Below are 13,082 nucleotides of genomic sequence, written 5' to 3'. Positions count from 1 at the left end.
CGGTCCGTCGAGGTCAGAATGCTCGCCGGCATGACCGAGACCGAGCAGTCAGACGCGTTCCGGATCCTGCAGAGCATGATCCATTCCCTGCGCGATGACAACGACGGCTCATAGCTCCTTCCCCGGCACACGTCTCATCGCGCTCGGGCAGGAGGGCAGCCGAGCGTGAAAATCCGTGCGGGCGACCTCGAAAACGACGGACCTCGGCTACATCCGCGTCTGCGAGCCGCTATCTGCGTCGTGTTCACACAGCGCCGAAGGCCTCCCCTCGATGGCACGTCGGCGCCGGTTTTCGCCGCTTCGAGGGCTTCGTGTGGCCGGGCCGGTTCGCCGCCACCACGACCAGGCTCCACCGGTGCAGCAGCTGCCCCGGGTCGCGGAGGTGTTCCAACTGGCCAGCGGTTCCTGTACTGGCCCTCCCCACGTACGTGGAGGTGAGCTTCTGCCTGTCCGCCTGGCTCAACGCCGGGGTGCCTCCTGCCCAGGTCGCCGCATGGGCGGGACACAGCGTCAACGTGCTGTTGACCAAGGTTGCGTGACGCGCCACTAGAAAAGAGGCGGCTCCTCAGAAGGCTCAGCAACCCGCTTGGCCCTCGGCTTGGTGGACTTGTGCTTAGACGCTCGATACTTGTCGACCGACTTACGAGAAGACCTCCACACACCATCCGTACCCTGAACCGCGGTAAGACGCCCACGCTGGGCGGCCTGGCGAAGGGCGTGGGTGCTGAACTCCTCATCCGCCAGCGCGGCGAGGGGAACCAGCCTCGCGGGGCCGGCCACATTGGGGACGATGAAGCGGTTGAGGTTCTCCTCCATCGCCCGCGCGATGAGTTCTCCGAGCGCCCCGTGGTCACCGGCGTCGGCTCGCCGAAGGGCCTGAAGGTAGGCCTCGCGCTGCTTCTTGAACACGATGATCGGCGGGTAGCCGAGACGCACCAGGATGAGATTGAGGACCAGCCTGCCGGTGCGCCCGTTCCCATCGATGAACGGGTGGATACGCTCGAAGGAGTTGTGGATCTTCCCGAGCGCTTCAGGCAACGGCTGCCCGATGTCCTCCTTGCTTTCCAGCTTCCTGCCCAACTCGCAAACGTCGTCCACCCATCCCTGGGTCTCGCCGGGGACGAGCGGCCAAGATGGCGGCGTCATCCCCTCAGCGAACGGGTGGATGTCATGCTCCCGGAAGCTGCCGGGCCCTTCACGCTCGGTGGCCTCCGGATGGGGGGCAATGTCCCAGACCGGCGTCATAGCGGTGTGGTGGATATGGCGTAGTTCGCTCAGGCTGAGGAGATACCCGTCGTTCCAGACCTCCGGCTCCAGCGCCTGGCCGTACACCCACTTGGCGGCGTCCGCGTACCCCTTGACCTCGTTGTACTCCCGGAGAGGCTTGGCGCCGATGGCCCGGCCCTGGTCGAGTAGCGCCTGGACTTCCTTGAGCACCAGCGTGTTGCCTTCGAGGGCGGTGGAGTGGTGGGCCTCAAGGTGCCAGATGTCGGACCAGATTTCCTGGGCTTCGGTCGGGCTGGGCAGGCCGCCGAGGCGCTGGTTGAGCTCCTCAAGAGCCCGGTCGAGCCGTTGGTAGACCGTGGCCCGGCTTGGGCGACCTCTTCCCGTCACCGATTCCCCTATGTAGACGCCGAAGTGAAAGTTTGAGAACTCATGTTAAGACCTAATTGAACTACTCAAACTTAGCGTCCATTTAGCGCCGCTTCCCTTCAACCAGGGGCTATCTGCGTCGTGTTCACGCAGCGCCGAACGCCTCCCAACGGCAGGCCGGCGTCGGTTTTCGCCACTTCGAGAGCTTCGTAGTAGCCGGACCGGTTCGCCGCCACCGTGGACAGCCGGACACGGAAAAAGCGCCCCTGGGTGCGAACACGCAGGTCAGAGGCGCTTTTCAGGTGGTCACGGAGGGTAGGGCGGGCGGGACTCGAACCCGCGACCCAGGGATTATGAGACACGGACGCAAAGGCTTGTGATCATGCCGCCTACCTGCGAGAACGTTTACAGCAAGACGTGATCGACGATCACTTCGGCACATATTCGGCACAGCACTGCTCCATCGAGAGCTCCGGCGTGCTTGTTGCACAGGCAGTGACGCCCCACCGAAGCGACCTGTAGGCACCTGCGCGCCATTGCGCTGGATTTGCCCATGTACAGCTGGCTCACCCCCACGGGCGTGGGGAGGACTCTGCTCGGGCTTCCATCTCCCGCTGCATCTGCGGCTCACCCCCACAGTCGTGGGGAGGACACGAGCGGCGCCTGGTCGTCCCAGACGTCGCCCGGCTCACCCCCACGGGCGTGGGGAGGACGCCTGGCCGTAGTTGCTCGTCGTCTGCCCGTGCGGCTCATCCCCACGGGCGTGGGGAGGACGGACCGGGGAGACTCACAGCCTGCCCCCCTCCCGGCTCACCCCCACGGGCGTGGGGAGGACCGCAACCTGCTCACCTCCGACGGCTATGACGCTGGCTCACCCCCACGGGCGTGGGGAGGACTTGCGTTCGAGGGCGCGCTGCTTCTGCCGGGCCGGCTCACCCCCACGGGCGTGGGGAGGACTCCGCCGCCTCCGGCCGGAGGCGGCGGACCGTGGGCTCACCCCCACGGGCGTGGGGAGGACGAGATCTCATTGATCAGGCCGGTGAACTGCTCCGGCTCACCCCCACGGGCGTGGGGAGGACCCGGAGCAGCGCCAGTCGGCGTTGGCGACCATCGGCTCACCCCCACGGGCGTGGGGAGGACAGCGGTCACCGTGCTGGTCACGGTCGCCGCGCGGCTCACCCCCACGGGCGTGGGGAGGACCTGACGAGCTCAGACGCAACCAGCGTCGCGAACGGCTCACCCCCACGGGCGTGGGGAGGACTCGGCGGCGAGGATGCTCACGGAGCGGGGGTCCGGCTCACCCCCGCGGGCGTGGGGAGGACTCCTCGACCATGCGGGACGGCACGCCCAGGAGCGGCTCACCCCCACGGGCGTGGGGAGGACCTCGTCTCGACGGGGACGCCGCACGGGCACGGCGGCTCACCCCCACGGGCGTGGGGAGGACCTGGTCTCCCACTCGAACTGGTCGTCGTAGTGCGGCTCACCCCCACGGGCGTGGGGAGGACGATCGCGTTCTCCGACAGGTACTGGGCTGCGCCGGCTCACCCCCACGGGCGTGGAGAGGACTCACAGAGCGCGCGGACCATGTTGGCCCGCGACGGCTCACCCCCACGGGCGTGGGGAGGACACCCCAGCATGAGCGGGGAGAGCAGAGTGCGGCGGCTCACCCCCACGGGCGTGGGGAGGACCGGCCGCCACCGAGACGGAGGTGTGCGCGGCCGGCTCACCCCCACGGGCGTGGGGAGGACAATGAAATCATGCAACTCCAGGGATGAAACCCCGGCTCACCCCCACGGGCGTGGGGAGGACGAAGGTTGGGACCTGCAAGCGGTCCGTGACACCGGCTCACCCCCACGGGCGTGGGGAGGACGCTACTGGATCGGCTCGGCTCGAAGGAGCCTGCGGCTCACCCCCACGGGCGTGGGGAGGACATGCGCGCGACGAGGTTGTTGAGGTCGTCCTGCGGCTCACCCCCACGGGCGTGGGGAGGACGTCAAGGCCAGAGCACGCATGCGCCCCCGGGCGGGCTCACCCCCACGGGCGTGGGGAGGACGGGCGGCCGGAATGGCGGACCGGCGCCATTGCCGGCTCACCCCCACGGGCGTGGGGAGGACTTCGGAGTGGATCGAGAAGACCATTCCGGTCTGGGCTCACCCCCACGGGCGTGGGGAGGACCGCACCAGCTGACACCTCAGGCTCGGTGTCCACGGCTCACCCCCACGGGCGTGGGGAGGACCTTCTCCGCCTGGGCGATGCGCGCGTCCCGGTCGGCTCACCCCCACGGGCGTGGGGAGGACAACGAGGCCGACGCCAAACGCGGTGAGCGTGACGGCTCACCCCCACGGGCGTGGGGAGGACCACCGCCGCCGCCTGCGCGACGAACTGGTCCTCGGCTCACCCCCACGGGCGTGGGGAGGACACTTCCCGACCTGCTATTTCACAATCGCACTTGAAGTTTTCAACGGGCTGGATGCGTCGTTCAAGTCACCGGCGGCGAACCTGATCAACTGTAGGCCGTCGAAGTCGATTACGTGGCGGCGGCGTTGGCCTGCCGTGCGCATTGCGAATCCCTGCTCCGTGTCGGCCGGGTGGATGAGGACCGCCAGGCCATCTCCCACGCTCGCGCTGACCGCCGCCCAGAGTTCGTCGCGGACCCGGGCCGAGACGGTGCCGACGAAGAGCCCTGGGCAGGGTTCGATGAGCCAGCGGGACAACGCCCCTCCGACGTGATCGGGGATCGCGGTCGTCGAGATGACAACCATCGAGGCCATCGGCTACTCCAGGGAAAGGTCGAAGGTCTCGAATCCGTAGTTCACGCCTGCGGGCAGCGCGCCTGCCTGGGGATCCCACAGATGAACGAGATCGCTGTTCCGATCGGCGAAAGAGGGCCTTTCGCCGCTGGGGTCGAGCAGCGCCTGGATGTCGGCGACGATTTGCGGCATGAGCTTGAACGCCCTGAAATCCTCACGGAGACGTCTGCGTGCCTCACGCTCTGGGTCGGTGGAGGCGTGCAGCGAGAAGGCCAGCGGAACGGTTATCCGTGCCTTGTAGATGTCGGCGACGTCGTAGACGAAGGCCATCTGGGTGCCACTGTGGACGAAGCCCAGCGCCGGGGAACAGCCCAGGGCCAGGACCGCCGCGTGGACGACACCGTACATGCAGGAGTTGGCACCCGACAGCGCCTTGTTGACGGGGTCTTGGTCATCCCAGGCATCCGGGTCGTAGTTCCGTTTGAACCGCTTGATCCCGTGTTTCGTCGCGAGCAGTCGGTACAGCGCCTTGACGCGCTGCCCTTCCAGGCCTCGAAGCTGGGCGAGAGAAGCTCCCGTCGGCGCGGAGGCAGAACCGAAGCGTGCCTCGTACATCCGAACCGCCACTTCCAGGCGGCTCTTGTCATCGGCCCAGGCACGTACCTGCTTCTCCAGCCACGCCGTGGTCAGCGAGGCGGGCATGATTCCGGCGTAGCTTCGCACCCCGCCTGCCCCAACACACACGAGGGAGGTGCCATGCCGGGCGATCGTCGCCATGGCCGGCTGAGTAATCGACGTGCCCGGCCCCAGAAGAATGCAGGCCAGAGCCGCCGTCGGAATGTAAACGCGGTCGATCCCTTGGGAGGACTCGACCTGGGCGCAGACTCCAGTGTCGTCCTGCACGATTCGGACGGCTTCGGCGTAGAGAAAGGACAGCGAGTCCGAGATCCGGGGCAGCATGGCAAGCGTTGGAGCGGCGAGTTTACGCCGCGCGGCGCTTGTCATCGTGGCGCCAAGGCGAGACTGAGGAGTCCGCAGCCGTACGCCTTGCCGCGGCCGATGCCCTGGAGTACGGCTGCGCGCACGGCCTCCGAGTCGGTCACCATCGCGCTGCCGTCGAAGCGGACGACCGCGTGGCGGATGGTGCCCTTGGCTCGGATGTCCTGCTGGGACTGCGAGGACACAGTGGAGACGGCCAACCCGTTGGCTGCGGCGCGGGCAACCCACCACTCCTCGGCCGCAGCACCTCGCAGGGCTTCGATCTTGCCAGCCTTGGGACCGGCGTTCCTGCCCAGTCTCTTGGAGGGGTTGGCCGCGATCCGATAGTGCACCAGAGTGCCTGGCTTGAGCCGCGCCAGTAGCCCGTCCAGCTCACGCATGGCGATTTCCCCGTAGCCGTCCGGCAGTCGGGAAAGGTCCGGCTTCATGCTGCTCTGGACCAGGAGTTGGAGACCGTTTCGGGTGTCCTCCACCCGGAAGAGGACACCGGTCTGAGCTCTGGCCTGTTCGCCTATCTCGTCAGGCACCAACATCATCATGCGCTTGTGGAGCCGGTCGGGGTCGGCGAGGTCGTTGTTGACGTCTCGTTGCCGGAGGTTGGGCAGGATTCGCACCAGCCAGGCGGTCACGATTCCTCCCCGATGTAAGCGGCGAGACACTCCCAGAACGCGTCTCCGGTGCGGCACAGCTCTTTGGGAAGCGTCCGGGCGGTGATGCTGACCGTTCGAATGCGGTAGCGCCTGTCGTAGCGGTTGAAGCTTTCCGGTACGTCGGCCAACTCGGTGACCGCGTCGGCAGCGTCCATCGTGCCTTCGGTGACGAATTCGGCCGTGGGTTCCTCGTTCTCCCGGAGCCGGCGCGCGAGCGGCACCTTCGTCTCCAGATGGGTCACCGGGTCGTCGACGTGGCGCAGCAGAAGCGGCTGATCCGGTGGGCAGGAACGCCGCCCCAGGTATGGCTGCCAGTGCGGCCGGCGAAGCGCCTCGGCGAGTTCGCCCAGGCGCTGCTCGGAACCTTCGACGCCAACGGTGAACACCGCGTCCGAGAGGTACTGGCGCCTGGTGACCATCGTCGCCGTGTCGCGAGAACGCTGCGTACCGTCCGGTCGCGGCACCCCGCGAGGGAGCCCGCCACCGATGGTATGAAAGTCGATCATCTGTACGCCGGGCCGGTCGATACGGACGGTGAAACGCAACGCCTCGTAGGCGCCCAGGAGCTGGTCCCTGCTCACTCCTTCGGCGGAGGCGAGCAGGCCGATGAGTCCGGATCGGGTAGGAAACCGCAGGCTGTCGCGCTGAGTGAAAACGCTGTGTTCTCCCCAGGACTGCAGCGGACCGGCCAGCCGCAGCACCAGACCGCTCATGCCGAGGTCTCCCGGTCGGCGGCGGTGACCGCGCCGTCGATCAGTTCGGCGAAAGAGTCCGTCTGCGTTCCCAGATTGTCCAGTGGCTTGTCCTCGATGCACGCGTATCCGCGGTAGACGACGCCGCTGGTCCCCCACAGTTTCTCCAGCCGCCCGGCATGGTGGGCCAGCTGCTGACGGGACGGGGCGGCGATGCCACGCTCCGGGCGGACAGGCGCTTCGAAGGCCGCAGCGAAGGAGATCGGCCGGTCGGCCCGTACCGCGATGTGCACCAGATCGGGCAGCGTGTTGGCGGCCGATGAGGTTTGCTTGCCCGTCGGCAGCGAGGAGACGAAGGCTCGAAGGAACTCTCCGGTGAGCTCCCGCGCCATCACCGCGTCGCCACCGAGGTTCTTCAGCAAACCGGCCAGGTCGACGCTGGCGTATCGGTAGAACACCCCGGCGCTGAACTCGGCGCTGTTCATGTGGCCGCTGCCGACCGCGTCCTCGGGCAGGCAGTCGTCGACAGCGGTGAAGAAATCGATTTCCGGCGCCACCTCGTGCGTGGTGAACGCGTGCGCTACCTGAACGACGCCGTCGACCCCGGCGCCGGGTAGCTCGGCCAGCATCCGACCGAACAGGTTGATGACGCCGTTGCGCTCCGACAACATGGCGGCCACCTGCTCGGAGGGCAGAACCGGCTTGGGCTTCTTGGCACCGACGCTCTGCTCGATCGCCTCACGGTGCTCCTCGGCCAGGTCGGCCAGGGCGTCGAGCGCTGCCTCCGGCAGGTAGAGCAGAACAGACGTGCCGCCCTTGTCCTCCAGCTTGAGCCCTTCCTTCTTGTTCGCGGACAGGGCCACCTGCGCACCCGCCGCCAGGGCCGCCTCCGCAGTCCAGCCACGCTTCTGGAGCCGGGCGGCTACCTCGGCCGGAACCCGCCGCGTGCGCACCGCCGGGTCGCCAATGGCCCGTTCGACGTCCAGGCGCACGGCACGCTTCCAGCACTGACTGGAGACGCGGGTCCGGGTGGTGCCGCCGTACACCAGGCTCTTGGGCGATCCCAGGTCGTCGCGGTTGAGGTTGGCGAAGGGCACGGTCTGGAGCACGTGCACGTCGAGGTATCGGGGAGTGATCACTGGTTTTCGCTTTCCGAGTCGTTGTGGTCGGTCGTGCTGTTCATCGCGCGGTAGAAGTCCTGCAGCCACTTCTTGGTCACCAAATCGCGTCTGCGTTCCCAACTGCTGAGGTCGACCAGAAGCCGACCCCAGTCCGGCGCGATCTCCTTGGTGCTCAGGTGACGGACAAGGCCGGGCAGTTGGCGGTGCAGGCCGGTCACGTCTTGGCGGCACAGCAGGTGCAAGCGTGCCTCCACCGTGACGGGGTTGAGCTTGTTGTCCCGTACGACCACGCCGAGTGTCCCGCCGATGCTGCTCCTGGTCCGCTTGGGTTCTTCCTGCCCCTCAGGTGTCGCCGGTGGGGCGGCGGGCTCGGTATCCGGAGCCTGCTCACGCCGTGCGGAGGGTTGGGCGGCGATCAACGCCGCGACCGAGTAGTAGGCACTCTCAACCGCCCGGCCGGGCCGAGTTGGAAGCCACGGAGCCACAACCGCATGGGCCTTGCGGACCACGGCATCCTCCACCGGTCGCCCCAGCCCTCTGCGCAGGGCCGACCGGCGCCCCGGATCACGTTGGGTCAACCGGCTGAGGTAACTCACGTACTTGTCGGCCGTATCGATCGATGGAATCGAGTTCACACGCGCTCCTTCGCCTTGCTCGTTCTGCTCGCCTTACCGGGTCCGTGCCTTGAAGATCAGGTCCCGCTTGAGCTCGATGGCCCGCTTGGCACGTGGCAGAGAACCCGCGTTGTCGGTCACCTCGTCATAGACGTCCAGCGCCAGCCACAGGAAGTCGTCCGTCGCGCTGTCGAAGCTCCGTTCGCGCACCCGCCGCCAGAAAATCTGCTCGGCACGCCGCCAGTAACGCGAGGCTCCCTGCGCGAGCCACGGACCCTCGGCGATGTCCTTGCGCTGCGGCTTACCGTTCCCGTTGGACGGATCGTTGATCGCGATCCAGGCATCGCGGAGCGCCCACCGCAGATGCTGATGCACCCGCTCGGCCGCCTGCCGCATGTCGCTGATCGCCCGCGCCACCCGGGTCTCGTTCGCCAGCGCCAGCAGCGCCGGAGTCACCCCGACGGTCCATTCCTTGTCTCGGGTCTGGCCGTCTTGGTCGAAGCCGAAGGCCCGAGCCCGCAGCACCGGCAGCAGCGTGCCACGCATGTCCTCGACTGCGGCCAGCACGACGGGCCGACGGCGGTGGTCGTCACCGGCGTCTTCCAGCAGCAGCGCGTCGAAATCGCGCCACAGTGCCCGGCTCGCGTCGGCCTGGCGGGCGTAGAAGGCTCCGTCCTTGTTCTGCTGGTAGATCAGGTACGGATCCTCGGCGGGGAATTCTCTGTCCCGCCACGCCCAGGTGATCCATGCGTCGACAACCGACTCCCCGTCCACGGAACGCTCCAACAGCACCGCATGCTGGAACCGTCTGGCCAACACCCCGCCCAAACCGCTGGGCCGCGGCGGTACGCCCAGCGGATCGGGGAGCTCGTCAGCCTCCCAGGGAGCGAGGTCGGCTCCGCCGGTGTCGTAACGGTAGGCCGGGGGGATGCCCGCCACCAGCGACTCGAAGACATTACGCCCCAAAGGATGAAACGAGATCGTCCTGCGCAGCGGGCCGGCCTTGCTGTTCCCACCGGAGGTTCCGGCCACCACCCGGGGCGTGCACTGACCGGATGGGCCGTAGTAGAGCTGCGTCAGGAGATGGAAGACCGCTTCATCAGCCGGAATCGGTCGCGGATCCAACACCGTTGCGTGGTTGAACCACACCTGGTTGTTTCCGGCGGGCCTGGACATGACGAGCTTGTTCACGCCCGAGCTGCTCTTGCACTGCTCCCTGAGCCGGGGGTCCTGCAGCCACGGCCGGTGGGCATCGAAGAGATCGAAACGATCGATATACCGCGCGAAGTACTTCTCCACCTCGCGCTGATCGAACTCGCCGTCCTCCAGAATCTCCGCTTGGCGTTCACCCCACTGATCAGGGCTCAGCGTCATGTCGTCCAAGCCGGTCACCCGAGCCGCGATCACGGTCAGCACTCGCCACAGGCCGGAGGCGCCCGGAGGCGGCGAGGCCTCGATATCGGTCAGTTCGTGCGCGCGCTCGAACAACTCCCGCAACCCGATCGTCTGTCGCGCGTCACCTGTTCTGACGGGCAACCAGGCACGAGTCAACAGGTCATATGTCACGACACCTCTCTTCTGTGTAGTGAAGACCGGTCTCAGCCGGTCGTGGAAGGGAACTCCGACAACCCCATCTCCTGCGACAGCCAAAGGGCCCGATCGCCAAGCCGACCGGACATCTCCTCCCCGGTCATCCGAACCACGACGAGATCGCTGAGGTGTGGGTTGTCAGCCCAGGCCGGCGGCACCGCATTATCAGCGGACAAGCCGCGCAACCACGTCCCCGGCACCGGGATCGTGTGGCTCATCACCAGCCGGACCTGATCCTTGGTGAACCACTTTTTCCCGGCTCGGCCGCCGTCCTCACTGACAGGAAGCGGCCTATCGCCAAGCATGAGCCGACCGTCGGCGGCGACGGTGCAGCAGACGACCCGCCCGGAATCGGCACCCAACCGTGTTGAGAACTCGTTCACGAAGTCGTCTCCGCTGAGCTGACTCAGATCGTCGATCCGGCCGGGCGTGGGGATGGCAGCCATCTGCGCGTACAAATCCTTGGTCTGCTCATCGGCCAACCGGGCCACGTCGTCATCGGTGATCGGAGACGTCTCGTCACCGAAACTCTCGTCATACACCTGGTCGACCAAGCCTTGAATGGCAGCGGGGATGGCCACCACACCGCCCGGAAGATCCGCCAATACCTCACGCGTACGGCGCAACAGCGCCGTGGGATAGACGAAGGGCCAGGCCCGAGGTACGGCTGGTGTGCCCTCTTGGTCGGTGGGCGTCAGCACCACCAGGCGCATCGCTCCCCTCGCCCAGTCGGGCCGTCCGTTGTCGAGCACCGGATGCCGCTGGCAGCGGCCCGCGCGCTGAAGCAGCAGGGCGATCGGAGCCAGGTCGCTGACCACCAGGTCGAAGTCCAGGTCCAAGGACTGCTCGATCACCTGCGTTGCCACCAGGATCGCCCCTCGTGGTCGGCTGCCCCCGGCGTCCTTGCCGAACCAGCCCACCATCTCCTGAGTGATCTCCTCTCGGCGCTGCGCCTCGAACCGCGAGTGCAGCAGCCTGATCACCGGTGCGTTCCCGTCGGCCGTTCTCGACTCACGCACCCAGTCCCGCAGCGTCAGATAGGTGCGCTGGGCCTCGGCGACGGTGTTGCAGACAACTGCCGCGCAACCTCCGTCGCGCATCAGTGAAGCGAAAACCTCGCGGAGAGCGGCGGACCGGTCAGGGCGCCCGTCGGAGGCGATCGGAACGTCATGTGTATCGACGTAAAGGTTTCGCTCCCGGCTTCCCACCGGTACGGACACAGCCGCCCGCGGGCTGACGTAAATCCATCCCGGATATGTCACCTCGGGCACTTGCCGGTCACGACACCCGGCCCCCACCAAGTACGCCTCGGCCAGCCGCCGCCCCACTGTCACCGGCAACGTCGCCGACAACAACACGACCGGCACCTTCAACGCGCCCAGCCACTCCAGCAGCACCTTGAGCAGTCCCTGCATGTAGGCGTCATAGGCGTGTACCTCATCGATGACCAGCACTTTCCCTACCAAGCCGAGCATCCGCAGCACGTTGTGCCGGCCCCGCAGGACTGCCAGCAGCGCCTGGTCGATCGTGCCCACCGCGAGGTTGGCGAGCAGACCTCGCTTACTCCCCCGCAACCACCGGGTCGCCATGGGGTCGTGCGTCAGGACGCCGACCTCGTCGCCTTCCGCGGAATAGGCGGCGTTCAACCAGGCCATGCCATGAAGCAGGGTCAGCGAGTCGGCGCCCTCGACCCTGCGCCTGCGGAAGTCGTCCACCCGCCGCAGCATCTGGTCGGAGGTGGCCATCGTCGGCAGCCCGACGAAGTAACCCGGCATCCCTGTGGCTTCGCCCATCAGGCGCCCCGCGTGCAGCGCGGCCTCGGTCTTACCCTCCCCCATCGGCGCCATGATCAGCAAAAGCCCTGGATCTCCGTCGACGAGGGCGGGAAGGCATTCGCTGATGGACTTCTGCAAGCCGTTCGGCGTGAACGGGAAGTCGTCACTGAACCCGCCAGGTTTGAATGTCAGCTGTCCAAGGCCCGCCTCTCGTAGAAGCCTCGAAGCAGATGCCCGGCTACGTACCAAATGCCGCCCGAGGCAGGCCACATCGCCGCTTTCCGGCAGGCCGGCGCCGATCTGCTTATGCAGGAAGGTGTCCTGGCTCACCAGCCAGTCCGCCAGGATCACCAGGCCACATGCCAACGCTCCCCCTGCGGCCGACACCTGCTGCGGCGGCTCCGGACGCCCCGTCAGCTTGTGCACCAAAGCTGCGATCGCCTGACGTTGCTCCTCCCATTTGCCGTCCCCCAGTGCCGGAAGCGAGTCCAGCGGGTCGCGGAACTCGCGATGGTTGAACGGGGAGAATTTGCCGTGATGACCGCCAAGTAGCTGAGCGGCCCGGATGGCAGGGGACGACTTCCTGCCGACCTTGTAGCCGGTAGCCACCAGCAGCTGTCCCAACCAGACATGCGCGGCGAACGCATGCCCCTTCGGCTCGGCACGCACTTCTGGATAACCGCTGAGCTGGCCAAGCCCCGTTTCATCCTGCGCCTGGAAACAGAACATGCACTTGCAAATGTCGTGCAATGCCGCCCAATACGCGAGCAGATGCCGCGCGTGTCTCTCACCGACTCCCAGCTCATTCGCCAAAGATGCACGCAGGCCGGGCGAGAGGTAGTCGTCCCACAGGGTCTCCGCCGCTGCGGCGGCGTCGAGAAGATGACAGACCAGCGGGTAGCGCCCTGGAAGTCCTCGCGACTTGCCCCACAACGTGAGGTCAATCTCCGGGGGACCACCCATAGCTTCTCCGTCAGTGGCTCAGGCCCTGCCAGCAGACGCGTGCCTGCTGATCAGATTTACGAGAGCTCACTGTAGAGACAGCCGCCGACATTTCACGTCAAACAAAGAACATGAAAAATACTCTCGTTTAAAATATCCCCACACGCCATTTTTATACATCAATGCCACATTTATGTTTATATCGACATTGGCCAGTTGACCTCGCGGGGCGAGTAGGCTTGCCGCCATGTCTTCGGCGACGTGTTCGGCTTGCCAGAAACTTCAAGTGCGTTTGTGAAACAGCAGGTCGGGAAGTGTCCTCCCCACGCCCGTGGGGGTGAGCCTGACGTCTAGGC

The 13,082-nt window shown here is 66.7% G+C and carries 9 protein-coding genes and 2 CRISPR repeat arrays (1 of these 11 running past the window's edge); all 9 genes read right to left on the bottom strand.

Annotation, left to right across the window (positions count from 1 at the left end):
* Positions 1–546: 546 nt before the first annotated feature.
* A complete protein-coding gene (locus tag ACFY3D_RS17460; protein WP_389980468.1) occupies positions 547–1,614 on the bottom strand; it encodes a Fic family protein in 1,068 nt (355 codons plus the stop codon).
* 541 nt (positions 1,615–2,155) lie between these two features.
* Positions 2,156–4,012: direct repeats of the CRISPR family, unit length 28 nt; unit sequence GGCTCACCCCCACGGGCGTGGGGAGGAC.
* A 13-nt stretch (positions 4,013–4,025) separates the two neighbouring features.
* Positions 4,026–4,364 (bottom strand): type I-E CRISPR-associated endoribonuclease Cas2e, encoded by a 339-nt coding sequence (cas2e, locus tag ACFY3D_RS17455; RefSeq protein ID WP_389980466.1) that lies wholly within the window; start codon positions 4,362–4,364, stop codon positions 4,026–4,028.
* Between the two features lie 3 nt (positions 4,365–4,367).
* The gene (gene cas1e / locus ACFY3D_RS17450; protein ID WP_389980464.1) at positions 4,368–5,348 is read right to left on the bottom strand and encodes a type I-E CRISPR-associated endonuclease Cas1e; all 981 of its coding nucleotides are present in this window, start codon (positions 5,346–5,348) and stop codon (positions 4,368–4,370) included.
* Positions 5,345–5,971: a type I-E CRISPR-associated protein Cas6/Cse3/CasE gene (cas6e, locus tag ACFY3D_RS17445; RefSeq protein WP_389980462.1), complete on the bottom strand. Its 627-nt coding sequence runs from the start codon at positions 5,969–5,971 to the stop codon at positions 5,345–5,347. The genes cas1e and cas6e overlap by 4 nt, the downstream gene beginning before the upstream one ends.
* On the bottom strand, positions 5,968–6,693 hold the full coding sequence (gene cas5e / locus ACFY3D_RS17440; protein ID WP_389980460.1) for a type I-E CRISPR-associated protein Cas5/CasD: 726 nt from the start codon (positions 6,691–6,693) through the stop codon (positions 5,968–5,970). The genes cas6e and cas5e overlap by 4 nt, the downstream gene beginning before the upstream one ends.
* Positions 6,694–6,701: 8 nt before the next feature.
* Positions 6,702–7,823, bottom strand: a complete 1,122-nt coding sequence (cas7e, locus tag ACFY3D_RS17435; RefSeq protein WP_389980458.1) for a type I-E CRISPR-associated protein Cas7/Cse4/CasC — start codon at positions 7,821–7,823, stop codon at positions 6,702–6,704.
* Positions 7,820–8,440, bottom strand: a complete 621-nt coding sequence (gene casB, locus ACFY3D_RS17430; protein WP_389980456.1) for a type I-E CRISPR-associated protein Cse2/CasB — start codon at positions 8,438–8,440, stop codon at positions 7,820–7,822. Before casB ends, cas7e begins: the two co-directional genes overlap by 4 nt.
* A gap of 33 nt (positions 8,441–8,473) precedes the next feature.
* The gene (casA, locus tag ACFY3D_RS17425; RefSeq protein WP_389980454.1) at positions 8,474–9,985 is read right to left on the bottom strand and encodes a type I-E CRISPR-associated protein Cse1/CasA; all 1,512 of its coding nucleotides are present in this window, start codon (positions 9,983–9,985) and stop codon (positions 8,474–8,476) included.
* A 32-nt stretch (positions 9,986–10,017) separates the two neighbouring features.
* Positions 10,018–12,747: a CRISPR-associated helicase Cas3' gene (cas3, locus tag ACFY3D_RS17420; protein WP_389980452.1), complete on the bottom strand. Its 2,730-nt coding sequence runs from the start codon at positions 12,745–12,747 to the stop codon at positions 10,018–10,020.
* 295 nt (positions 12,748–13,042) lie between these two features.
* Positions 13,043–13,082: direct repeats of the CRISPR family, unit length 23 nt; unit sequence GTCCTCCCCACGCCCGTGGGGGT; it runs 288 nt beyond the window's last position.

Source organism: Streptosporangium sp. NPDC000509 (genome assembly GCF_042898365.1).
Lineage (GTDB): Bacteria > Actinomycetota > Actinomycetes > Streptosporangiales > Streptosporangiaceae > Streptosporangium.
This window is presented reverse-complemented; position numbering and strand designations above follow the sequence as displayed.

Bases quoted from the DNA above. Each gene is read 5' to 3' on its own strand.
- cas2e (WP_389980466.1), bottom strand. From the start codon at position 4,364: ATGGCCTCGATGGTTGTCATCTCGACGACCGCGATCCCCGATCACGTC.
- cas1e (WP_389980464.1), bottom strand. From the start codon at position 5,348: ATGACAAGCGCCGCGCGGCGTAAACTCGCCGCTCCAACGCTTGCCATG.
- cas3 (WP_389980452.1), bottom strand. From the start codon at position 12,747: ATGGGTGGTCCCCCGGAGATTGACCTCACGTTGTGGGGCAAGTCGCGA.